Origin of the sequence: Azonexus sp., assembly GCF_047638095.1 — a bacterium.
Classification (GTDB): domain Bacteria; phylum Pseudomonadota; class Gammaproteobacteria; order Burkholderiales; family Rhodocyclaceae; genus Azonexus.
In genome coordinates this window covers 1-23,092 of the sequence record NZ_JBLJBW010000003.1, presented here as the reverse complement: position 1 = coordinate 23,092, position 23,092 = coordinate 1, and the positions used below count along the sequence as shown (strand labels likewise).

The following is a 23,092-nucleotide window of genomic DNA, read 5'->3' as shown; positions in this document are numbered from 1 at the left end:
GCGCGGCAAAAAAATCAAACCTTGCCCAGCACCAGATATTCCATCAGCGCTTTTTGCACGTGCAGGCGGTTTTCCGCTTCGTCCCACACCACCGACTGCGGGCCATCGATCACCTCGGCGGTGACTTCCTCGCCACGGTGCGCCGGCAAGCAGTGCATAAACAGCGCCTGCGCGTTGGCTGCCGCCATCATTTCGGCGTCCACGCACCAGTCGGCGAATGCCTTCTTCCGCGCTTCGTTTTCCGCTTCGAAACCCATCGAGGTCCACACGTCGGTCGTGACCAGATCGGCCCCCCGGCAGGCGTCCATCGGGTCGGCAAAAATTTCGTAATGCGCCGGGTCGACACCAGAAATCAGCTCCGGGTTCAAGGCATAACCCGGCGGCGTCGACACATGCACCTTGAAATCGAGGCTTTGCGCGGCTTGCAGCCAGGTGTTGCACATATTGTTGGCGTCGCCCACCCAGGCCACCGTCTTGCCCTGGATCGGGCCGCGATGCTCGATGTAGGTGAAAATATCCGCCAGAATCTGGCAGGGGTGGTATTCGTTGGTCAGACCGTTGATGACCGGCACCCGCGAATTGGCGGCAAAACGCTCGATGATGTCCTGCTCGAAGGTGCGGATCATGACGATGTCGCTCATGCGCGAAATCACCTGCGCTGCGTCCTCCACCGGCTCGCCACGCCCGAGTTGCGAGTCGCGGGTGTTGAGATAAATCGCCGTGCCACCCAGTTGCTGCACGCCCGCCTCGAAGGACAAACGGGTACGCGTGCTGGCTTTTTCGAAAATCATGACCAGGGTGCGGTCGGTGAGCGGCCAATATTTCTGGTAATTCTTGAATTGCGCCTTGATCCAGCCGGCGCGCTCGATCACGTGATCGTATTCGGCGCGGCTGAAATCCTTGAATTGCAGGTAATGCTTGAGCGCCATGATTCAGCCCGCCAGAAAATCGCGAATCAGCAGACTCAAGCGGCTGACCAGTTCGCGCGCATCCGTTTCGCTGAAATTGAGCGCCGGCAGCAAACGCACCACGGTATCGCCGGTCACATTGATGAGCAAGCCGCTTTCCAGCCCCTTGCCGACCAGCGCACCACAGGGGCGATCGAGTTCGATACCGATCATCAGGCCGTGGCCACGGATTCCGACCAAGCCACGAACGCCGCGCAGATTTTCCGCCACGCCTTCACGAATCAAACGCCCGATGCGCTCGGCATTGGCGAGCAGATTTTCTTCTTCCATGACGGCTAAAGTCGTCAAGGCCGCCCGGCAGGCCAGCGGGTTGCCGCCGAAGGTCGAACCATGATTACCCGGCCCGAACAAGCCCGCCGCTTTGCCGCCCGCCAAACAGGCACCAATCGGCACTCCGGACGCCAGCCCCTTGGCCAGCGTCGCCACGTCCGGCTGCACACCGGCCAGTTGGTAGCCGAACCACTGCCCGGTACGGCCCATGCCGCACTGCACTTCGTCGCACATCATCAGCCAGTCATTGGCGTTGCACACTGCGCGCACGCCCTGGTAATAGGCGGTATCGGCCAGATGAATGCCGCCTTCGCCCTGGATGACCTCGAACAGAACAGCAACGATATTCTTATTGTGTTCGGCCACCGCCTTCAAGGCCGCCAGATCACCGTAAGGCACACGCACGAAACCAGCCACCAAAGGCTCGAAACCAATCTGCACCTTGCGGTTGCCGGTCGCCGACAAAGTCGCCAGGGTGCGCCCGTGGAAGGCTTTTTCCATGACCACCACGGTCGGCTGTTCGATGCCTTTTTTGTGGCCGTAAAAACGCGCCAGCTTGATCGCCGCTTCGTTGGCCTCGCAGCCGGAATTGCAGAAAAACACTTCCGCCATGCCAGACAGGGCACACAGTTTGTCGGCCAGCTCTTCTTGCAACGTAACGCCATACAGGTTTGAGGTATGGATCAGACGCGCCGCCTGGTCGGCAATCGCCGCCGCCAGTTTCGGGTGGCCATGCCCCAAAGTATTGACGGCTATACCGCCAACGGCATCGAGATATTCACGGCCTTCGCTATCGGTGAGACGACTCCCCTGCCCCTGGCTGAAAGCCACTGGCAAGCGAGCATAGGTATTCATGACATGTGACATGGGCGACCCCCATAAACGAAAAACGGCGGCCATTGCCGCCCAAATGACGCTGCAGGAAAATTCCCGTTTTCCGGGAAAGACTTGCAGGAATGTGGATGTTAAGTGAAAAATAGCGCCCTGTATAGAACGGGCCAGCCATGCGAATTGCCATTTTCAATCAAAAAGGCGGCGTGGGTAAAACCACCACCGCGCTCAATCTGGGGGCTGCCTTGCAGCGCTCGGGACAATCGCCTTTGCTCATCGATCTCGATCCACAAGGCCACTTATCCAGCATCCACGGCAAATCCTCGCCGGCCTCGGAGCACAGCCTGTTCGCCTTTTTTCAGGATCTGCGCACCCTGCGCGAGCTGGAGGTTCCCTGGGAACATATCGGGCAGCTCATCCCGGCGCACCAGCAACTGATCAAGGTGGATTCCATCTTCGGCAAAGGGCCGGCCATACTCAACAAATTGCGCCACGGCTTAGACACCTTGGATGCCACCTACCCCCAGCGCCCCATCCTTATCGACTGTTGCCCCTACATCGGCGTGTTGGCGCTCAACGCCATTTTTGCCTGCGAGCTCTTGATCGTGCCGGTATCGACCGATTATTTGTCGCTGCAAGCTGCCGAGCAAATTTCCCGCACCTTGCAAGTACTCGAACCGGTGCTGAAACGGCGCGTGCCGCGTTACTACCTGCTCACCCGCTTCGACCGTCGCCGGCGCATGAGCGAGGATGTGCGCAACAAACTGCGCGAGCGTTATGGGGACGAAGTGCTCGATACGACGATCACCGAAAACGTTGCTGTCGCCGAAAGTCCGGCGTTCAGCCAGGACGTCTTCCGGCGCAATGCCAGCAGCAACGGGGCCCAGGATTACCGAAATTTATTGCGCGAACTGATTGCACGCGGTCATCTACCGGAGAGCGCGACGGAAAAAGCGTAAGGCTGTGCGCAAAATCACGCACAGCACCGCGCACTGAATCGCCAGCCTGTCAGCGGGCGATGATCAGATCCATCACATCTTCATAATTGACCGTCCCCAGGCGGCCGTTCATCGGCACATCCTGGTACTGGCATTCGAGCACCTGGCAATTATTGTAAATCTGCTCCACTTTACGCCGTGCATCGGCTTCGTCGCGCCCGTGAAATGACAGATGCTCAACGATCACCCCAGTCCGTGTACGGATGCGGAACTGATATTTTCCTATCGTTCCTGCCAACATAAAAAACCCCGTTAGATCAATGTGGTACAACGAGTATATGCAGCAGTTTCTAGGATTTCAATCAATTTTTGGCGCGTCCACCAGAATCACCTGCCGCACCAACTCCCGCCCGGCATAAGCCAGCCAGGGCAAAACGAAGGGAAAGAGCGGCAAGAGCAAGGCGCTGCCTATGCCCAAAACGCCCAAAACGCCCGCCCAGACAAGCGCCGGACCAAAATTACCGAAGATCGAGCGCACGCTGGCCACCACTGCCTGCACCAGCTCGGCGCGCCGTTCTGCCAATAAGGGCACAGAAAACGCCGTCACCGCATAGACCAGGCCGGCAATGAAACAGCCGGATACGCCGGCCCAAAAGGTAAAGCGCGAGGCTTCCTGCGCCCGATCCGGAATGCTGGCAAAGGTGAAGGGCGTGCCGCCCACCATGTAGCTGTACAAAATAGCCGCATCGGTGACAAAAATCAGAAACAGCAGCAAACAAACGAAAGCCAGCACCCACAGGGCCGGCGAAGCGTGCCGAAAGCCGTCGATGATCGCGCCCATGCCCGCTTTTTCACCCGCCTCGGCCGCCCGCGCAATGCCAAAAAATCCGGCCAGCAAAATCGGGCCAAACAGCATGAAACTGCCTGCCGCGGCAAAAGCAAATGGCAACAAACCTTGGTCGTGCAGGGCAAAGAAAATCAAGCCACCGATCAAGGTGAAAGGCAAAGCATACAAAAAAGAAATCCTGCGGGTCGCCCCCGCCAACTGCCAACCGGCACCGAGCGCAGCACGCAGAGTCGCCAGAGAAAACGGTTGCAAGCTCAAGGAATAGCGTTTCATATGGATTCAAAAAGACTCAAAAAACACACAACCGGCAGCGTAACCGAAAGCGCCCGTTTTGACTGTGGCGAAATCGTGGCGCATCCGGTTTGAACAACACCCCGCAGCAAGGCGGCACGGCAATGTATGCGCATTTAGAAGCTCTGCCGCGTCGCCCTTGGCCTGTTGAAAGGCTTCGCCAGCCCGGAGGCCAAGGGCGCGGCAAATGTCATCGCAGCGGCTCAGTAATGGGTAAACGCCCTCGCCCCGCCGCCCTGTTCGACCAAAAGCACCGTGTATACATCTTTGCGCCCACCATAGGCCGGACCATCCATGCCGGGTGAACCGACGGGCATACCCGGCACGGCCAAGCCAACGGCACGCGGCTGTTCGCGCAAGAGACGCTGGATGTCGGCTGCCGGCACATGACCTTCGAGCAAATAAGCGCCCACCTTGGCCGTATGGCAGGAGGCATAACGCTGCGGCATACCGAGACGGCGGCGCTGCGCGTCGAGATCGTCAACGGCATGCACCGTGACCTTGAAACCGTTGGCTTCCAGATGCGCCACCCAGTCCCCGCAGCAGCCGCAGTGCGGGCTTTTCCAAACTTCAACTGCAATTTGCGCGCGGGCCGCCAGCACAAGGCCGGAACACGGCAGCGCGAGCGCTGCCAGCAAGAAACTGCGACGTGTTTTTTGCATTTGCATAGTCGCCCCCTTACTGCACCACGGCGCGCGCTTGCAGGGGTTTTTTACCCGGCCAGCTCACGCTCAACAATACTTTATCGCCAGTGTTGAGACTGCCTTTGCCTTGCAGCAGATCCTCACCGGCAGGCAACAGAACAATTTCCTCTTTATGCGCGCCGGACAAGACGGTCAATTTGCCGTTGGCCCCGGTCGTTGCCAGCGGCGCGCCGTGATTGCTGGCGTACACCGTGATCTGCCCGGCTTTGGCGACGATTTCAAATTGTGCATGACCGGCTTCGGCAACGATGCCGCCGTGCACCGCCTGCCCGTGTCCTTCATGGGCAAAAACCGGCGAAGCCGTCAGCAAAGCGGCGAGCAGCAAGGGAAGGGTGATTTTTTTCATGTTTCTACTCCTTAAAAATTACAGGGTTTCAGTAAAAGATTCGCCCAGCAGGCGTTCCGCCGGTTTGCGGCCAAAACGCCAGAACAAGGCAGGGGTGATCAAGGTGTCGAGCAAAGTTGCGCCCAGCAAACCGGAAAAAATCACCACCGCCACCGGATGCAGGATTTCCGTGCCGGGTTGCCCGGCTTCGAACAGCAAAGGAGCCAGCGCAAAGGCTGCCACCAGCGCCGTCATCAGCACCGGCGTCAAGCGCTCCAGCGCACCGCGCACGATCATTTCCGGGGTGAAGCGCTCGCCTTCGAAACGCATCAGATTGAGCCAGTGGCTGACTTTCAAAATGCCATTGCGCGTGGCAATGCCGGCCAGCGTAATGAAACCGATCAGGGCGGCAATCGACAAAGGCTGCCCCGACAACCATAAACCGAGCACTGCGCCGACCAGGGCGAGCGGCACGTTGGCCATGATCAAGACCGCCAGTACGACCGAGCGATAACGCCCGTACAACACCATGAACACCAGCAAGGCCGAAGCGCAAGCGAGCAGGGCAATGAGGCGGGCGGCCTCCTCCTGAGCTTCGAACTGCCCGCCCAGAGTGATGAAATAACCGCTGGGCAAGGCTGTTGCGGCAACTGCCGCGCGCACGTCGGCGACCACCTCGGACAGCGCTCGCCCTTGTGCGTTCAGGGACAGCACGATGCGCCGCCGGCCGTCATCGCGGGCGATCTGGTTCGGCCCATCGCCCTCCTCGAGGCGTGCCAACTGCGCCAGCGGCACCGCCCCCAGAGGGGTGTTGATCAGCAAATTCTGCAGCGCCTGCGGCCCACGCTCCTCTTCTGACAAACGCAAACGCAGATCGAAACGGCGATTGCCGTCGATGATCTGGCTGATTTTTTCTCCTTCGACGAAAATCTGCAATTCGCGCAGCAGCTGCCCGGGCGACAGGCCATAACGGGCGGCGGCGGCAAAATCGACGGCCACCTTGATCTGCGGTGCCAGTACCTGTTTTTCGATTTCCAGATCCGCCACACCGGGGATTTTTTGCAGCCTTTCCCGCAAAGCATTCGCCTGGCCGCGCAGTACGTCGAGATCGTCACCAAAAATCTTGATCGCCACCTGTGCCCGCACGCCGGAGAGCATGTGGTCGATGCGGTGCGAAATGGGTTGCCCCAAATTCAAGGTCCCGGGCAGATGTTTCAGCCGTTCGCGAATATCGGCATGCACGGCCTCCTTATTCCGCCCCCCCGGCCGCAAGCGCAATTCAAGCTCTGAAACATGCACCCCTTCGGCGTGCTCATCCAATTCCGCCCGCCCCGAACGACGGCCGATTTCGGCAATTTCCGGCACGCCGCGCAACAGCTGCTCCGCCTGACTCGCCACCTGCACCGATTCCGCCAACGTCACCCCGGGATCAAGGCGCAGCATCACGGTCATCGAACCTTCGTTGAACGGCGGCAAAAAAGTGGTTGGAAAAAAAGGCACAGCGGCAACAGCCAGCAACACGGCACCAGCCACCCCCATGAACAAACGGCGCGGTGCCGCCAAAACACGTTCGAGCACAGGCCGGTACAAGGCTTTGAGGCGCGCCACCAAACGGGTTTCTTCATGCTGACGGGCCACCAAGGCGGGCAAAAGGTAATAGGCCATAACGGGCGTTACCGTCACCGACACCAGCAGAGAGGCGAAAATGGAGACGATATAGGCCACCCCAAGCGGCACGAACAAGCGCCCCTCGATGCCAGGCAAGGCGAAAAGCGGCACGAAGACCAGCACGATAATGAAAGTTGCGTAAACAATGGCTGAACGGACTTCCAGCGAGGCGCTCACCACCAAGGCACGCAAGTCGTAAGCCAGGCCCTTGGCCGCCGCAGCGCGCATGCGGCGCAAGATATTTTCGACATCGACCACCGCATCATCGACCAATTCGCCGATGGCAATCGCCAATCCACCCAAGGTCATGGTGTTAATGGACAATTTCATCCAGTCAAAAACCAATACCGCAATCAGAATGGAAAGTGGAATCGCGGTCAGCGAAATGAGCATGGTGCGCAGGTTGCCAAGAAAGAAAAACAGCACACCAGCCACCAGACAGGCGGCAAACAACAATTTCAGCTGCAGGTTATCGATCGAGGATTGAATAAAATCGGCCTGACGAAAAAACACTTGCGGCGCGAGCACACCCGCCGGCAGGCTGTTGTGCATTTCGGCGAGCGCCGTTTCCAGTTGACGGGTGAGCACCACGGTATCGGCATTCGGCTGTTTCTGGATGCTCAACACCACCGCCGGCCCACCGTTGAAACCGGCATCCCCCCGTTTGACGGCAGCGGCAAACTCCACACGGGCCACTTGGTGCAGCAAAATCGGCTGGCCGTTACGCACCCCGAGCGCGAGATTGCGTAAATCTTCCAAACGCGCGCTGCGCCCTAAGTGTCGAATCAAATATTCACGCCCGTTGATTTCCAGAAACCCCCCCGAACTATTGCTGGAATAACCGCGTAACGCCGTTTCCAGCGCCTCCAGCGTCACCCCTAATTCGGTCATGCGCCGACTGTTCGGCTGCACCTGGTACTGGCGCACCGCACCGCCCATGGGAATCACCTGGGCGACACCTGCCACCGCCAGCAAGCGCGGGCGCAAAACCCAATCGGCGTATTCGCGCGCCGCCATGGCGTGTTCCGGCGAACCGTCAAAAGGCAGCGCCAACATCATCACTTCACCCATCACCGAAGAGACCGGCCCCATCGTCGGCGTGATGCCGGGGGGCAATTCACCGATCAAAGCGCCCAGACGCTCGCTGACCATTTGCCGCGCGCGGTAAAGCTCGGTGCGCCAATCAAAAGCCACATAAACAAAGGACAAACCCGCAGCCGATACCGAACGCACGCTACTGACCCCAGGCAGGCCATTGAGCGCCGTTTCCAAAGGAAAACTGATCAACTGCTCCACTTCCTCCGCCGCCATGCCACCGGCTTCGGTCATCAGGGTCACAGTCGGGCGGTTGAGGTCGGGAAAAACATCCACCGGCAAACGCTGCGCTTCAAATGCGCCATAGAGCATCAGAACACAAGCCGCCACCAATACCGGCAAACGCGCACCCAGGCTTTTTTCGAGAATCCACTGAAACATGGCGCGCCCTCAACGAATCTGGCTGATCAAGCCAGCGCCGATCACCACCACCCGATCCCCCGCCGCCAAACCATCGCGCACCAGCACCTGCGCCCCATCGAGCGCTTCGCTACGCACGCTTTTCAGAACGAATTGCTCGGCATGCACCTTGACCCATACCGCCGGCAGATTGGCCGGTGTACGCACCAGGGCCGCGCTGGACACGATGACGCCAGAAGTTTTTTTCGTCAGCTGCACCTGTAGCTTGACCGGCTGCCCGAGCGGCCAATGCCGGCCGACACCAGGAGCGCGCACGCCAAACAAGAGTGGCCGGCTTTGTTCGCGCAAACGCCCGGCTGCACCGAGAAAATCAAGCGCCACCGCGACCGCCGCATCATCGGCAGCACGCGCCGGGCTCAGATAAGCGCGAGCAATGTCTTGCACGGGTAGCGCTTCGTAAGCATGGGCTTCAACGAAAAGACTATCCGGGTCGGCAATTTCGAAGACCAGCGCCCCAGCCTCGACCACCTGCCCCGCAACCCCGTTGACCGCGGCCACCACCCCATCGACCGGGGCGAACAATGCATCACTGCCGGCCAAACCCTGCGTCAGCGCTGCTGCGCGCGCACGCACGCTGACAATTTCACTTTCCAGCGCCTCGATCTCCTTGCCTGGCACGCTATCGGCCAATTCGCGCAAGCGCGCCAGACGCTTTTCTGCCAGTTGCTGCGCCACTTTCAATTCCGCCAGCTGCGCCGCCTGCCCGGAACGTTCCAGCTGTCCAGCGGCAGGCAAAATGCGCGCCAGCAGCTGGCCTTTTTTCACCCGCATCCCCGGCAGTGGCAAACCCTGCGCCCCGGCTTCCAGACGTCCGGCCTGCATCGCCTGCACCCGCCCGCCACGTTGCGGGTCGAGCACCACCTGACCGGACAACTCCAGGGTTTGCGCAGCCTCACTCAGCACCGCCGGCTGCGTGCGCACCCCAAGCTGGCGCTGCGTTGGCTTAGGTAAAAATACACTGCCATCAGCCAGACGCTGCGGACGATCGCCACTATCAGGCACGGGCTGCACCGCTTCATCGTGATCATGACCTTCGTGAGCCATCAAGAGAGGGGCATGCAAACCGCCACCCAAAAGACAGACAATTAACGCGCGTTTAAGAATCTTCATGGCGCAACACCTTGGCGCACGCGCCGCCAGCCTAAAAATCCCAAAGCCACAAAAACGACCAGCCCCAGCCCATAAAAACTCACTGTCGGTCGGGAGAGGGCAGCGTCTGCTTCCGCCTCCGGGCTGACCTGTAAATCACCCGCCAGCAAATCGGATGCATCGCCCGCCAGCAAGGTAAACGCCAAAGGATGCGCCCCCGGTGTTTGCAAAGGCGCAAGCCAGGCCGCATCGCTAATGCGATACACCCCCGCCGCCGCGTCATAACTTGCCTGCATCTCCTTGCCCGCGGCCTCGACCATCAACCGGGCGTTTTCAACCGGCGCATTGCTCTTCGCCCAGTCAACATAAAATTGCAAAACATCGCCATAGCGACGTCCAACAATTTCGAACTGCTCACTTTCTGCGAGCACCATCGGCACTGTCGCGGCGAGCGTTGGTTTCACGGGTGCACAAAGAAAAAGCGCCAACACACCCAGCCAAACAAGGAATTTTTTTTGCCCAAGAGCAAACATGGAAAATCTCCGACTGAACTCGACACAGCCGGCGGCCCAAGTGGGCGGTTCACATCAAGGAACCAGAAAACTTGCGGCAAAGACCGCAAAACCTACCCAGGAAAAATCGCCGGCACTCAGGCGGCGAAAAACTTTGGTGGACGCTCCAAACCTTGCGGCACCCGCGAGCTGAAACGCGCCCCGTATTCCGGGCTTGGCACCTGGGCCAGATTTGCCAGCGGCAAGCGCAAAGCTGCGCTCAGATAGACCGGCAAATGCCCCAGCATATGCCCAGGGCAACAATGATGATGCTGCGCCGCGCACTCCTCCGGCGCGCCACACTCTGCCGCCGAAGCCGCAGCATGGGCGAGATGCTCGTCGAAATTTGCCGCATGATCATGGCCACTGTGCTCTGGCGGAACGGCATCCACGGCATGTAGCGTTTCTGCCCCGGCATAACCCACCACCTCCCAGCCAAAGCCCGGTGCCAGCACGGTCAGTGCGAGAACCAGGGCAAGCAAGCGAGAGAAAAAGGGAAGATGGCGCGACATAGGCCGCTACTATAAACCAGCCCCGCCCACAATGGCGCAGCGGTTACCGTCGGTTACAGGGCAAACGGGTGCAAGCCCCACGCCGGGCTTAGGCCGACAGCGCATTTTGCGGGGTTTTCATTCCCCAAAATGCGCATCACACGCCATAAAGAAGCGCCAAGCCACCAGAAGCGCCGAGCCACCACATCCCGGCGCGGGCAGAGCTGTTTAATTTGTTTTTAACCGCCCACTCATTGCTTGGCGTTGTACGTAGCATTAGCCAAGAGCACATAGACCAGAAAAAATATGGCAGAAACGACGATGTACAAGGTGGCAGAAAAATCCAGCACGGCGGCGGCGAGATTCAAAAGCAATGCAATAACGAAGAACACAGCAGATACCGTGCGCAAATTAACGGCGCGGCGTGCATGTTCATAGCCAGCAAACAGCAGGGGCAACAAGGTGGCCGTCAGAAAAACTGCCGCGCCAACTGCCACGTAGTGACGCAAAGGCCCTTCCAAAGACCACAAACCGTAACTGATCACGGCCGACAAAAGAAGCGCAATCACGACATTGACAGCATTTTTCATACCTGGGCCTCCGGTGGCAAAGGCGGCGGACACAAGGCCACCAATTTCAGGATTTCCGGAATGTTTTCGCAGCGCTCCCAATTCACCATCCCGGCACGCCAGGCGAAAGTTGATTTGGCGAGACTGCCCTGCGCGATCAAGCGGCTCAACTCTTCCTGCGTAAACGGGCCAGCCTGTTTGCCTTCCAGTACGAGATAAAACGCCGGCGCAACAGATGCAGCCTGCCCCAAGGGGGCGACCAAACCATTCATCGGCCCCGGAACATGCACGGTTTTCAGCGCCTGGTTCATCGAATTCACCATTTGCTGCGCAATACCCATACCCAGGCCAAATTCGACCAGGCGGTCGATAGAAAAGAAATTGTCGTCATTCACGAGCGCATCTCCTGAAAAATCAAATACCTGCCGCCGGCGGGGGCGGGGGTGGGGGCGGCGTAAATTGCTGTAGCAGGGCGGCCACTTCAGCCACCTTGGCGGCCGGCTCCCATGCTGCCATACCCGCCGTCCACACATGCACGGCGGCGTGCAGCTGGCCGGCTGCGGCCAGTTGCTGTAATTGCGCCACGTTGAATGGTCCTGCAGTTTGGCCATTGAGCGAAATGTGGTACAGGTTTTGCGGCAGAGGTGGAGGCATGTTGGCCGGATTCACCTGCTGCCCCATGTTCGCCATCATATTGGCCATTTGCCCGCCCATGGCACCCCCCAGCGCCATGCCTGCCATAACACCGGCAGGATTGAAGCCGCCGGCCGCCGTATCGCCTCCGAGATTACCCCCTCCCATATTCCCCATACTGCCTAGGCTGTCGGCAGCGGCCGTAAGCACCGCCGTTTGCTGGTTGATCTGATGCGCACCCAGGTACTGCTGTTGCGTTTGCAAAGCCGCCAGACGCTCAGCCTGCTCGCGTTGAATACGCAAAGTTTCGCTCATGTTTTCAGCGTTGATGGTCTGCGTAGCCTCCAGGTTGCGCATATTCACTTCATTCTGCTTCTGCCGCATGGCAAGCTCCAAATCGCCGGTCACGGCGCGCAGCTGACGGTACTCATCGGTATCTTTATTCGGTTCGATCGAAGCCAGATCGAAGCTTTGCAAATTGACGCCAAATTCTTCCTGAAACACCTTGCCCAAAGCCGGGGTTATCAAAGCATTCATCTCGTCGAGCTTACGCTCTAGCTGCAGCACCGGAATACCATGGTCGCTGGGTGCATTGGTCACCGTCTGCTTGACCCGACGCACCACTGCATCGCGCACCAGATCGGCAAAATTGCCAAGTTCGAAATTCACCAGGCGATGCAGGCGGATGAAAGCACGATACTCCGTGATGTTCATACGAAATGAGCCGCCGGCCGCCATACGCACCGAAAAATCCTGGGCGCGCGGATCAAATACATCAAAAAACGGCACCCGGAAATCGATTTTCAGATTCCCGGAGAGATTGATGAAATACACCTCGGCCTGAAACGGAGACTGCCCGGCGTAAGCCATGCCGATGATGTTGGAAATGACGGGGAAATTGGCTGTCTTAATGACATCATCGAACGGCCCTTCGATGAAATCCTGCACCGGGCCGCTTTCCTGCTTGTACACAAAAACAGCGACTTCGCCATCCTTGACCCGCAGACTACTCCCCCAACGAATGGCATTCTCTTTCTGGCTGCTGTTCGCGGCACCACTCGGACGCCATTTCCAAACCAGATAATTCGCCTCGTCGCAGCGGATGACATCGAGCATGCCACCTTCTGTTTTTTTACCGAAAATCGCCATATGTATTTCCTTCTTTGCGCTTACGCTCTACCGAGATGAATCAACACCCAACCGCAACACCCAACCGCAACACTCAATCGTCCCGCGCCTGCCGCGCTGCCGCACCGCGCCGGGCGCGCAGCGAAAGATCGGCCTCCGCTTCAGCCCGACGGCGCGCCTCTGCCTGCGCGGCAATGTCACGCTTGCGTGCATCTTCTGCTGCCTTTTCCTGGTCGACGACAGCCTGCTGCGCCGCCCGTTCGCGATCCTGCGCTGCCTGTTGTTCGGCGCGCTCGGCCGCTTGCGCTTGCTCGATCGAAGCAAACAAAGCCTGCCGCTTGCCCTCCCAGGTTTGCGTCTCTTCCGCAATCTTTTCCGCCTTGCAGCTTTCCTGCAACTGCCAGCCCATCTGCTTCAATTCAGCCTGCGCACCGGCGTAATCCCTTTCTTTCAGCTTGCCGTTAAAAGCCAGAACAATGGCTTCCAGACGCGCCGTTTCGGCTTGCGCCGCCGGCTGATAGGCCTTATCGCAACGCGCCTGCTGCCAGCTTTCCCACTGCGTGCTGACAAAACCGATGATCGCCAGCACAGCCACACCGGCCAGCGCCAGCACCAAAAGCGGCGAGCGTTTCGCGCGTGCCCCGACGGCTTCGCCGAAACTAAGATTGGCGCTACGCTCCAGAGCTTCAAGCTCGTCGCGTGTTTTTGCGTCACCACGGTAGGCATTTTTTGCCAAGCTCATGATTTCTTTGAATTTTACCTGCCAATCTGCTTCGTTCGGATCGGCCTTGCCGGCGTTTTGCAATTTAGGCAGGACAAAATGAATCAAACTGAGCAAATCATCACGGGCATTGGGCACGGGCAGATCGCGAATAACGCGGGATCGGCGCGATTGCAGCTCTTTTTCCAGCTTGCTGCCCTGCATGCCGGCTTGCGTCAGGGCCGCCTCGATTTCATCAAACTTGCGCACCAGCTCGACTACCGTGCGATTCGCCCCAACGCCGGTCAATTCATGCCCGCACAATTCGCAGCGCGATGCAAACGCCTTCAGCGCCCCGCCACAGCTTGGACACTGATTGATTACCCCTTGTTTTTCACTCATTTTTCCGCCCATTCTCAAACCCAAGGCCTGGCTCTTTCTGCCCGCCTCGACGCTCACAACTCTGTGTTTTTACCTGCTCCGGCATTGGCCGAAGGATATTTCAGCGAAAGATCATGACTTCTTCTTTGCGCTGCTCGCGCTCCATGACCCGCTCGCGCTGCACCGGCTCGTCACCACCGAGTGCGGCAAGCTGCTCTTCCATCTGCCGGATGACGTCTTCGCCCAGGCTCTTCGAAACTTCCGAAACAACCTTGCCGCGATTCAGCACCAAGCGCCCGCCGCGCGAAGACATGAGTTTGACGTCCTTACCTTCACCCATGGCCGAAAAAGCGGCCTTGACTTCATAGGTGCGGGTATTGACCAGACTGAATTCACCGACCAATTCCAGGCTCAAAGTGTGCGAAACCGTGTCGGTATTGTCGATCGGGTTGGCTTCCTGGCGAAACTGGATGTTATTGATCGAGCCGAACAAGACATAGTCCGCCCCCGGATACATCCCTTGCTTGATGCGAGCGATCACGTCATAAAGTTTTTCCGTATCTTTGGCCGTAAAAGGCTTGCCTTGAACAACCTTGAAATAACCGGATTTGACGATTTCTCCTTTGACGTCAGCGGTGAATTTGCGCATCTCGCCGCGCTCGATATAAGAGTAAGTGCCCTCTTCATAAGAAAAAGTAGACTCTGAGCGCGCGCTCATGCGGCCACTGGCGCGGCGCGAGGCGCTGTAATCATCTTCCCGTTCGCTTTCGCGGGCAGAAGCGCGCATCGAGGATTTTTCCGTCGCCCGGATAGAGCGAAAATACTCGCGCACCCGCTCCTCATAGGCCAGGTCGGTCACTGCCACTTTGAGCTGCCCGGCAGCCTGAGCTGAAACTGCCGCAGCCAGCAAGGCTGCGGCGAGAAGTTGTTTACAAATATCACGCATCACGCTTCTCCTGCTCAGCGCTTGGCCGATTTGCGAATATCTTTTTCATCCGACCACTCGACGACGCCGCTCTCAATCTCGATCAAGCGCAGATTCATCTTGTAGTACACATCCTTCACGTTGGAGCCACGTTTGACAATGGAAGAAATACTGCCGTCAAGACGGTATTTCGCCCCTTGCATATTCCCCATCTTGGCTGATTTCGAGTTTTTGTACAGGCCGCTTTGATTTTGTCGGCGCAGCTCATCAACCTGGTTCTGCATATCTTCGCTTTCGATCACATACTTCACGCCATTTTTCTGCAACTGGGTGAGGATGGTGTCCGTAATCAAACGCGTGTCGAAATACTCGCTGGTTTTGTTTTTTACCGGCGAAGCCATCAGCAACTGACGCTTCTTGATGGCCGTCTGGATTTCCGGCGTCTGCAACAAAGATTGCGTCATTTTTTCGGTAATCATCTGGATATCCGTCGAACCCAGATCGGTGGTGACCGTCTCCACTGCCTTGGCATCACCATAGCTGACACTGCCATCACCGACCGTCGGCGAAGTGGTCTGGCAAGCCGAGAGGGAAAGCGCCAGCACAGCCGGCAAAATGAGCAAACGGGGAAGTGCAAATGGGGTCATGTGTATGTCCTTCATTGAAATAGCAAATAAAAAAATTGATCAAGACTCAACGGCCCAGAGTGCCCTCGACCGAGGTCGGTGCGATCTGGCTTGGCGCGCCGGCATTTTTTGGGCTCTGTAGTTCAAGGCGAAAATCCGTGGCTTTGAAAGTGGGCGCAACGACGGCAATCACTTTTTTCTGCATGCCATACACCACTTCAGGTTTCCAGGCTTCTTCGTCCCACACGGTAAAACCATCGGCATCGAGCCAGCGAAAACGATAATAAAGTTGCTGGTTGTCGCTGCTGGTATTTTCCAGCGTGGCCTGGATGCGCAACAAACCATCGCGTTTGACGGCGCGTAAGTCCGCCACCTTGAGGTAGGTCATTTTGCCTAACTCTTCGATTTTACTTGCGATGCTACCGCCTTCTGCCGCCTGCCCTGCGGGAGCAAAAACCGCAGCCAGGGCCAGCAAGGCACTGATACATATGCTTTGTTTCATTCTTTTCCCCTGAAAATCAATCTTCTTCTTTGACCTTGGCCGGGTTTTTAGCGGGGGCTTTAGCGCCCCCCCGAGCCTTGCCCTTGGTGACGGGTGCTGCTTTCACCGGTTCATCGACAAAACTTTCAGCCCAAGCTTCAATGCGCGGCTGGCCGATAAAGACATTGGCTTCGGTCAGACGGATGGGAATCACTGTGACACGATTACCCACTTGCACTTCACCGCGATAAACGCCGCGTCCAGTGTCGAATTCTACAGCGGCCGTGCCGCGCGGCAGCACGGCGCGCGCCACGGCCAGACGGGCCGGTAAGGTGCGCCAAGCACGTTCGTCGGCCTGCTCGGTCACCACCGAAGCAATTCCGGTGATCAAACCAGCCACCGCCCCACCTTTTTTCTGCGCCTGATATTGCAATGCCGATTTAGCAATGGCGCGCACGACCGTACGCCCGATGATGCCCGGCAACTGGTCTTTCAACTGCCGGCGCGCCATGGCTTCGACATCGACCAGTGTCTCTACGGCAAGCGACTGGCCATTCACCCGAAGTTGCTCCGGCATGAAATAACGCCCGGACGATTTCACCACCGGGAAAGACAAGGGCGTTGCCACGAAACGTCCATTGATGGGAATCGGCAAAGGAATCGTCACGGATTTCCAGGCCGGGGCAAAACCGCTTTCAACAACGAACAAAACATCGGTTTCACCAGGGCCGGCGCGCTTGGGCTTGTTTTTTTGCAAACGTTCCTTGATCAGCTTGCTTTGCGGGGCCAGCGCCAAGGCATTGCGATAACCCGGCTCCGCCATCGACGGCTCGCCAGTGACTTCAAAAAAATAGCCGGCAAGGTAGTGGGCGAAGGCATTTTGATAGCCGTTTTTCAAGCCGCGCACTTCCGGGGTATCGATTTCATCGAGCGGATAACCCTTGGCCGCAAGGTCTTGCGTATCCGTTTTAACCCCTTGTTTATCTTGTTCTTCCTTTAGTTTGTCATACTCTTTTTCGCGAAAACTCTCGATCAGCTTTTCACGCTCGACCGTTTTCTTCATTTCGATGCGCGCATGATCGAAATTGCCGACCAGAATGTGATTAAGCGCCAGCTTGGTCGACAGAAAAACCTTCTCATAATCCTGCCCGTCGTAACGACGCACGCGATCGCTCACCAGGAAAGCGCCAATATCGCCGAGCAACTTGGTGGGATTGGTGCGGTATTCGTCTTCCCAGGCACGCACGATTTCATCGGCCACCAGCCAGCTGTTGCTGCTGTCTTCATAGGCGGTTTTCAGACAGAGCAACTCGCCTTTCTCGAAGTAATACAAAATATCGCGCCCGCTGACGGAGTCGAGCACGGTTTTTTCCTTGGCCTGTCCGTCTTTGGTCTGCGGCGCGTCCGAACCAAACAGCGGTTTATTGTTTTTTTCCAGCAAGGCCAAGGCTTGATCAAGTTGACCACTATCCACCATGGCCACGGTGGTGCGCATTTCAGAGTCGTAACTGCGCAAGGGATTCCCCGCACACCCCACAAGCACGACACTTGCCAAGGCAAGCAAAACACCGGTTTTGAATGTACTCAAAATGCCCCCCTTGGCACGAAACGTCATATGACGAAACAGGGCTGCGATTGTTAAGATTTGTAAGTAATTTGTCAATCGCAAGGCAAAAAAATAAAATTTGGCGCGCAAAAATACGGAACTTGCCTAGCCCTTTCAGTGACCAATCCGCAGACGCCTTCCCCCGCCCGCGCGGCGCTTCGGTGCGGCGCATTGTGCGAGGCGTCGGTAAAATCACCCTTTCATTTCATTCAACGAGGATAAACCCATGTCCGATACCTGGCTGCCCAGCCTCATCACCGAAACCCCGCAAGCCGGCTTTGAGCTGGCGATTACCTTGAGCCGAAAAGGAGTGCGCTACACGCAACCCGATCCGGAGGTGCTGCAAAAGCTGCGCTCCGTCTATGCCAACGATGCGGACGCCCTGACCGCCGCCTCGCAAGTCATCGCCATCAATTTCCAGACCGTGGCGGCGGCCAACAACTACTGGCGCAAGTAATTCTGGCGCGCCCGGAGGCCCGCATGACGATTCTCATCAAACGCGTTTATCTCCCAGCTGCTGCCACCGATGGCTGGCGGGTTTTGGTGGATCGTCTGTGGCCCCGGGGTTTGCGCAAGGAAAATGCAGCGCTCGATGCCTGGTTGAAAGACATCGCACCCTCCGGCGCGCTGCGCCAGTGGTTCAATCATGAAGCGGGGAAATGGCCGGAATTCATCACCCGTTACCGGGCAGAGCTCGACGTTTTATACGCGCAACAACCGGATTTGTTTCAGGATTTACGCAGGCATCTGGCAACAGGCAAGGTCAGCTTACTCTATGGTGCGCACGACGAAACGCACAATCAAGCGCTGGTTTTGCGGGATTGGCTGCAGGATTTATTGCCGGATTCGTTGCCGAACTCCTTGCCGGGCAGCCCTGAGACTTTCTGACTGAGACTTTCTGATTATCCCAACTCAAACCAGCAACAAGGTCTGCCGCCCGTACCATTCTTCCCCGGCCGCCACCGTCTGCGCACTATCGACAGCCGCCGCTTCAAGGCAGATGAAATGCCGCCAGCCTGAGGGCGGCAAATCGGGCGTCGCGGCACAGCCGGCCTCCCAGGGATTCCACACCACCGTATCGGGAAAACCTTGCTGGTGCAGCCCCAGGCTGTAATTACCCGCGCGCAGTAATTGCGGCCGACGAATTTGGCGATAACAGCGGTCGGTCGCGCCTTCCAGACACAACTGCGTGCCGCTATCGCGCAATACGACATCGCCGGCCGCGGCATCGCGGTAATGTTGGCCGTACAAGCCTTCCACCGCGACATCCTCCACCTGCGTCACACGCAAATAACTATGCAGAGCGGCGGAAAAAGCAAAAGTTTCGCTACCCGGATTACTCACGCACAACTCAAGATCCAGGCGATCCGCTTCCAGCATGACCGTCAATTCCAGAGCGAAGGCGTGCGGCCAAAGGGCGCGACTTGCCGCATCATCGGCGCACTGCAAGGTGAGCAAAGCGTAATCCTCGCCACTGCGCTGCTCTTGCAGTTGCCAAAACCGCGTGCGCACCAAGCCGTGACGCGGCAAGGGGCCGCGTTCTGCAAATTGCGGAAAACAAACCGGAATGCCGCCGCGTATCGGCGTTTTTCCATCAAAGACAGCCGCCTCCGAAAGATAGAGACGTTCGCGTCCATCTGGCGTTTTCCAGGACAAAACCTGCGCCCCGAACAGGCTGACAAGCGCTTCACTACCGCGCGGGCCGCTGAGGCGCAGCGCGGGCTGGCCGTAAAAATCGATGGGTTCAACACAGGCGTTCATGATTCATCCGAAGAATTAGGGTTGGCCGTGGCCTGATGCGAAGCTTCTGATGGCGTACGCCGCACCGGCGGCACAAGGTAGAGCGGCATGCGCAGATGCAGCCATTCGACTTCCTGACCCAGCAAGGCGAGACTGCCGGCGCGGCGGTTATCGCCGGTATCGCTAAACTCAAAACTGTAGTGGCGGCGGATGCGCAGTTGTCCGTCGGCATCGCGGGCAAAGCCGCGAAAACGCCCGACCACGGTTTCATCGAGCAGTTGTACGCCTTCTTCGCAGCAGGCCGCACGCGCCGCCTGCATGCCGGTTTCGCGGGCTTTCAGAGTGGCCAGCCCGTACCAGATGGCGGCCCCCAGGAAGAGAATGAAAAAGCTTTCGGTCAGCGGCATGGCGGGCAGTATACTCGCCCCATGCTCAGTTACCGCCACGCCTACCACGCCGGCAACCACGCCGACGTACTCAAACACCTGATCCTCGTGCACATCGCACAATATCTGGGCGAAAAACCCGCGCCTTTCTGGATCATCGACACCCACGCTGGTGCCGGCCTCTATGCACTGGAATCGGCGCAAGCAATGAAGCTGGCCGAATGGCAAGACGGCATCGGACGCTTGTGGCAAGCGAGCGGTTTGCCGCCAGCGCTGGCGGAATACCTCGATTTCGTCAAAATCCTCAATCCGGACGCCAGCCTCAAACACTACCCCGGCTCACCCTGGCTTGCACAGCAATGCCTGCGCGCCCATGACCGGCTGCGCCTGTTCGAATTGCACAGCAGCGACGCCCGCATCCTGCGCGAAAACTTCAATCGCTCCGGGCGTCAAATCAACATTAGCGAAAGCGATGGCCTGGCCGGGCTGAAAGCCCTGCTCCCGCCACCGCCGCGCCGCGCCCTGGTGTTGATCGATCCCTCTTACGAAACCGCGAGTGATTACGGCAATGTCGTCAAAACCTTGCAAGACGCCGTAAAACGCTTCGCCACCGGCACCTACGCCCTGTGGTACCCGCTTTTACCCAAGCGGGAAGCGCGCGAACTGCCGCAGCGTTTGCAGCGCCTAGGCTGCCGCAACTGGTTAAACGCCACCTTGGAAGTACGCGCGCCGGCCGGTAACGGTTTTGGCATGTACGGCAGCGGCATGTTCATCATCAACCCACCGTGGACCTTAGAAAAAACCTTGCACACCACTCTCCCCGTCCTCACCCGCCTGCTTGCCCAAGACGAGGGCGCGCGCTATACGCTGGAAAGCCAAGGGGATTGAGTTTTTCGCCGGGCTGACTCAGTAATGCGGCGGAATCTCGTCACGCAGACTGCGCCATTCCGCCCCGGGAGCCGCTTCGGCGCGGCTGCGTAACTGCTGCAATTCACCTGCCAGCCACTCGATCTGACGCTGTTGCTGGTAGATCAGCTTATTCAGGGCGTCGATTTGCTCCTCAGCAAAGCTGATCTTGATTTCCAGGTCGGTCAGACGTTTTTCCATGGGATTCCGATAAAGTGGCGGCCGAAACAGGCGAAATAGACGAAATGGACGAAGCAGACATCTCCGGGCAGTTTTTGGCCTCTCGCGCCGGATGCGTATTTTTCTGCCGCCGTTCGTGCAATAAAGGCAGGGTAGCGCCAATCAAGGTCAGCGCACACAAGCCAAAAACATACCAGCCCATTCGCTTGCACCCAAAATAAAGATTCGCCATTTTACTGCGCAGCAAATTTTTTTGCCGCCAAACCTTGACAGCGCAGCAGATCTCTCTAAAATGCGCGCTTCTTCTGCAGGCGGTTAGCTCAGTTGGTTAGAGCGCCACGTTGACATCGTGGAGGTCGTTGGTTCGATTCCAATACCGCCTACCAAATTCCGAGGAAGTTGCTTTGAAATCGTTCCGAACTTGCAGCACAGTTCAGAAACTCTGATTCGAGTCGGCTTCGTTCATCCAAAAAAAGTGCGGCTCTGACCGCACTTTTTTTTCGCCCCGAGATTTTGCCATGCCCAATATCACGCTCCCCGATGGTTCCATCCGCAGCTTTGCGCAGCCGATCACGATTGCCGAAGTCGCCGCCAGCATCGGCGCAGGGCTCGCCCGCGCCGCGCTGGCCGGAAAAATCGACGGCCAGCTGGTCGATACCTCCCACCGCATCGAGCAAAACAGCGCGCTGGCCATCATCACCGACAAGGACGCCGACGGCCTGGAAATCATCCGCCACTCCACCGCGCACCTGCTGGCCTACGCGGTGAAGGAACTGTTTCCGGAAGCGCAAGTCACCATCGGCCCGGTGATCGACAACGGCTTTTACTACGACTTCGCCTACAAGCGTCCGTTCACCCCGGACGATCTCGCCGCCATCGAAAAACGCATGGCGGAGCTGGCGAAAAAGGATATTCCCGTCACGCGCGAAGTCTGGGAACGCGACGACGCCGTCAAATTCTTCCTCGGCCTGGGCGAAAAATACAAAGCCGAACTGATCGCCGCGATTCCTGCCGACCAGCAAGTCTCGCTCTACCGCGAAGGCGATTTCATCGACCTCTGCCGTGGACCGCACGTCCCCAGCACCAGCAAACTCAAGGTATTCAAGCTGATGAAGGTGGCCGGTGCCTACTGGCGCGGCGACCACCGCAACGAACAACTGCAGCGCATCTACGGCACCGCCTGGGCGAAGAAGGAAGAGCTGGAGGCTTACCTGCACATGCTGGAAGAAGCCGAAAAACGCGACCACCGCCGCCTGGGCAAGCAGTTCGACCTCTTCCACATGCAAGACGAAGCCCCCGGCCTGGTCTTCTGGCACCCGAAAGGCTGGGCGGTGTGGCAGGAAATCGAAAGTTACATGCGCCGCGTCTACCGCGACAACGGCTATCAGGAAATCCGCTGCCCGCAGATCCTCGACAAGACGCTGTGGGAAAAATCCGGCCACTGGGAACACTACAAGGACAACATGTTCACCACGGCCTCGGAAAACCGCGACTACGCGGTGAAGCCGATGAACTGCCCCGGTCACGTCCAGGTGTTCAATTCCGATCTGCGCTCCTACCGCGAACTGCCGCTGCGCTACGGCGAATTCGGCTCCTGCCACCGCAACGAGCCAACCGGCGCACTACACGGCCTGATGCGCGTGCGCGGCTTCGTCCAGGACGACGGCCACATCTTCTGCACCGAGGACCAGATCGAAGCCGAAGTCACCGCCTTCAACGCGCTGGTCAAGAAGGTGTACGCCGATTTTGGTTTTAACGAAGTCGCCGTCAAACTGGCGCTGCGCCCGGAAGGCCGGGTCGGCTCCGACGAAGTCTGGGATAAAGCCGAAGACGCGCTGCGCGCCGGCCTGCGCGCCTCCGGCCTGGCCTGGGATGAACTACCGGGCGAAGGCGCTTTTTACGGCCCGAAAATCGAATTTCACATCAAGGACGCCATCGGCCGCTCCTGGCAATGCGGCACCATGCAGGTCGATTTCTCCATGCCCGGGCGGCTCGGCGCGGAATACGTCGCCGGCAATGACGAGCGCCGCGTGCCGGTGATGCTGCACCGCGCCATTCTCGGCTCGCTGGAACGCTTCATCGGCATCCTCATCGAAAACTTCTCCGGCGCGCTGCCCTTGTGGCTGGCTCCGGTACAGGCCGTGGTGCTCAATATTTCGGAAAAGCAGGCCGACTACGCCGCCGCTGTGGCGCAAAAGCTGCACCAGGCGGGCTTTCGCGCCGAGTCCGATTTGCGCAACGAGAAAATTACCTATAAAATCCGCGAACATAGCTTGAACCGGCTGCCTTATCAGCTCGTTGTGGGCGACAAGGAAAAGGCGGACGGACTGGTAGCCGTGCGTA

26 protein-coding genes and 1 tRNA gene are annotated in these 23,092 nt (G+C 58.2%); 6 read left to right on the top strand and 21 right to left on the bottom strand.

Annotated elements, in window-relative coordinates; translation table 11 throughout:
- Positions 1 to 14: 14 nt before the first annotated feature.
- Both argF and ACM62Q_RS01280 read right to left on the bottom strand, forming a co-directional pair.
- Complete coding sequence (argF, locus tag ACM62Q_RS01285; RefSeq protein ID WP_415033167.1) at positions 15 to 929, bottom strand: ornithine carbamoyltransferase; 915 nt, start codon at positions 927 to 929, stop codon at positions 15 to 17.
- Between the two features lie 3 nt (positions 930 to 932).
- Complete coding sequence (locus ACM62Q_RS01280; RefSeq protein WP_415033166.1) at positions 933 to 2,105, bottom strand: aspartate aminotransferase family protein; 1,173 nt, start codon at positions 2,103 to 2,105, stop codon at positions 933 to 935.
- A gap of 137 nt (positions 2,106 to 2,242) precedes the next feature.
- Between ACM62Q_RS01280 and ACM62Q_RS01275 the strand changes: the two genes are divergently transcribed.
- A complete protein-coding gene (locus ACM62Q_RS01275) occupies positions 2,243 to 3,028 on the top strand; it encodes a ParA family protein (RefSeq protein WP_415033165.1) in 786 nt (261 codons plus the stop codon).
- A gap of 49 nt (positions 3,029 to 3,077) precedes the next feature.
- On the opposite strand, the gene ACM62Q_RS01270 is transcribed toward ACM62Q_RS01275, so the two are convergent.
- The 16 genes from ACM62Q_RS01270 to ACM62Q_RS01195 all read right to left on the bottom strand — a co-directional run bounded on the left by ACM62Q_RS01270 (position 3,078) and on the right by ACM62Q_RS01195 (position 17,519).
- Entirely contained in the window at positions 3,078 to 3,308 is a 231-nt protein-coding gene (locus ACM62Q_RS01270; protein WP_415033164.1) for a hypothetical protein, read from the bottom strand.
- Between the two features lie 57 nt (positions 3,309 to 3,365).
- Positions 3,366 to 4,127 carry a DUF2189 domain-containing protein gene (locus ACM62Q_RS01265; RefSeq protein ID WP_415033163.1) on the bottom strand — a complete coding sequence of 254 codons (762 nt, stop codon included), beginning with the start codon at positions 4,125 to 4,127 and terminating at the stop codon, positions 3,366 to 3,368.
- 221 nt (positions 4,128 to 4,348) lie between these two features.
- Complete coding sequence (locus ACM62Q_RS01260) at positions 4,349 to 4,813, bottom strand: DUF411 domain-containing protein (RefSeq protein WP_415033162.1); 465 nt, start codon at positions 4,811 to 4,813, stop codon at positions 4,349 to 4,351.
- A gap of 10 nt (positions 4,814 to 4,823) precedes the next feature.
- Entirely contained in the window at positions 4,824 to 5,195 is a 372-nt protein-coding gene (locus ACM62Q_RS01255; RefSeq protein ID WP_415033161.1) for a hypothetical protein, read from the bottom strand.
- Positions 5,196 to 5,213: 18 nt separating this feature from the next.
- Entirely contained in the window at positions 5,214 to 8,318 is a 3,105-nt protein-coding gene (locus ACM62Q_RS01250) for an efflux RND transporter permease subunit (RefSeq protein ID WP_415033160.1), read from the bottom strand.
- A gap of 9 nt (positions 8,319 to 8,327) precedes the next feature.
- Positions 8,328 to 9,467, bottom strand: a complete 1,140-nt coding sequence (locus ACM62Q_RS01245) for an efflux RND transporter periplasmic adaptor subunit (protein ID WP_415033159.1) — start codon at positions 9,465 to 9,467, stop codon at positions 8,328 to 8,330.
- Positions 9,464 to 9,910 carry a hypothetical protein gene (locus tag ACM62Q_RS01240; RefSeq protein WP_415033158.1) on the bottom strand — a complete coding sequence of 149 codons (447 nt, stop codon included), beginning with the start codon at positions 9,908 to 9,910 and terminating at the stop codon, positions 9,464 to 9,466. Before ACM62Q_RS01240 ends, ACM62Q_RS01245 begins: the two co-directional genes overlap by 4 nt.
- Before the next feature lie 185 nt (positions 9,911 to 10,095).
- Complete coding sequence (locus ACM62Q_RS01235) at positions 10,096 to 10,509, bottom strand: hypothetical protein (RefSeq protein WP_415033157.1); 414 nt, start codon at positions 10,507 to 10,509, stop codon at positions 10,096 to 10,098.
- Between the two features lie 230 nt (positions 10,510 to 10,739).
- Positions 10,740 to 11,078, bottom strand: a complete 339-nt coding sequence (locus tag ACM62Q_RS01230; protein ID WP_415033156.1) for a hypothetical protein — start codon at positions 11,076 to 11,078, stop codon at positions 10,740 to 10,742.
- Positions 11,075 to 11,452, bottom strand: a complete 378-nt coding sequence (locus ACM62Q_RS01225) for a DUF4339 domain-containing protein (RefSeq protein WP_415033155.1) — start codon at positions 11,450 to 11,452, stop codon at positions 11,075 to 11,077. Before ACM62Q_RS01225 ends, ACM62Q_RS01230 begins: the two co-directional genes overlap by 4 nt.
- Positions 11,453 to 11,471: 19 nt before the next feature.
- Positions 11,472 to 12,839, bottom strand: a complete 1,368-nt coding sequence (locus ACM62Q_RS01220; protein ID WP_415033154.1) for an SPFH domain-containing protein — start codon at positions 12,837 to 12,839, stop codon at positions 11,472 to 11,474.
- Between the two features lie 73 nt (positions 12,840 to 12,912).
- Positions 12,913 to 13,920, bottom strand: a complete 1,008-nt coding sequence (locus ACM62Q_RS01215; RefSeq protein WP_415033153.1) for a hypothetical protein — start codon at positions 13,918 to 13,920, stop codon at positions 12,913 to 12,915.
- Between the two features lie 100 nt (positions 13,921 to 14,020).
- Positions 14,021 to 14,845, bottom strand: coding sequence for a hypothetical protein (locus ACM62Q_RS01210; RefSeq protein ID WP_415033152.1), 825 nt, complete (start codon positions 14,843 to 14,845; stop codon positions 14,021 to 14,023).
- 14 nt (positions 14,846 to 14,859) lie between these two features.
- Positions 14,860 to 15,471, bottom strand: coding sequence for a penicillin-binding protein activator LpoB (gene lpoB, locus ACM62Q_RS01205; protein WP_415033151.1), 612 nt, complete (start codon positions 15,469 to 15,471; stop codon positions 14,860 to 14,862).
- A gap of 46 nt (positions 15,472 to 15,517) precedes the next feature.
- Positions 15,518 to 15,952, bottom strand: coding sequence for a YcfL family protein (locus ACM62Q_RS01200; protein WP_415033150.1), 435 nt, complete (start codon positions 15,950 to 15,952; stop codon positions 15,518 to 15,520).
- A gap of 16 nt (positions 15,953 to 15,968) precedes the next feature.
- Entirely contained in the window at positions 15,969 to 17,519 is a 1,551-nt protein-coding gene (locus ACM62Q_RS01195; protein WP_415033149.1) for a COG3014 family protein, read from the bottom strand.
- Positions 17,520 to 17,763: 244 nt separating this feature from the next.
- On the opposite strand from ACM62Q_RS01195, the gene ACM62Q_RS01190 reads away from it, so the two are divergent.
- Positions 17,764 to 17,994, top strand: coding sequence for a hexameric tyrosine-coordinated heme protein (locus tag ACM62Q_RS01190; RefSeq protein ID WP_415033148.1), 231 nt, complete (start codon positions 17,764 to 17,766; stop codon positions 17,992 to 17,994).
- Positions 17,995 to 18,017: 23 nt separating this feature from the next.
- Positions 18,018 to 18,425, top strand: a complete 408-nt coding sequence (locus ACM62Q_RS01185; RefSeq protein ID WP_415033147.1) for a DUF488 domain-containing protein — start codon at positions 18,018 to 18,020, stop codon at positions 18,423 to 18,425.
- Between the two features lie 24 nt (positions 18,426 to 18,449).
- On the opposite strand, the gene ACM62Q_RS01180 is transcribed toward ACM62Q_RS01185, so the two are convergent.
- Complete coding sequence (locus ACM62Q_RS01180) at positions 18,450 to 19,298, bottom strand: D-hexose-6-phosphate mutarotase (protein ID WP_415033146.1); 849 nt, start codon at positions 19,296 to 19,298, stop codon at positions 18,450 to 18,452.
- On the bottom strand, positions 19,295 to 19,684 hold the full coding sequence (locus ACM62Q_RS01175; protein ID WP_415033145.1) for a DUF3301 domain-containing protein: 390 nt from the start codon (positions 19,682 to 19,684) through the stop codon (positions 19,295 to 19,297). Before ACM62Q_RS01175 ends, ACM62Q_RS01180 begins: the two co-directional genes overlap by 4 nt.
- Before the next feature lie 21 nt (positions 19,685 to 19,705).
- Here ACM62Q_RS01175 and ACM62Q_RS01170 point away from each other — a divergent pair, with 21 nt between their 5' ends.
- Complete coding sequence (locus ACM62Q_RS01170) at positions 19,706 to 20,551, top strand: 23S rRNA (adenine(2030)-N(6))-methyltransferase RlmJ (RefSeq protein ID WP_415033144.1); 846 nt, start codon at positions 19,706 to 19,708, stop codon at positions 20,549 to 20,551.
- Positions 20,552 to 20,569: 18 nt separating this feature from the next.
- On the opposite strand, the gene ACM62Q_RS01165 is transcribed toward ACM62Q_RS01170, so the two are convergent.
- Positions 20,570 to 20,770, bottom strand: a complete 201-nt coding sequence (locus ACM62Q_RS01165; RefSeq protein WP_415033143.1) for a SlyX family protein — start codon at positions 20,768 to 20,770, stop codon at positions 20,570 to 20,572.
- Between the two features lie 288 nt (positions 20,771 to 21,058).
- Here ACM62Q_RS01165 and ACM62Q_RS01160 point away from each other — a divergent pair.
- Positions 21,059 to 21,135: transfer RNA gene (locus ACM62Q_RS01160), tRNA-Val, on the top strand.
- 132 nt (positions 21,136 to 21,267) lie between these two features.
- Positions 21,268 to 23,092 (top strand): threonine--tRNA ligase (gene thrS, locus ACM62Q_RS01155; RefSeq protein WP_415033142.1); only part of this gene is annotated, 1,825 nt, incomplete at its 3' end.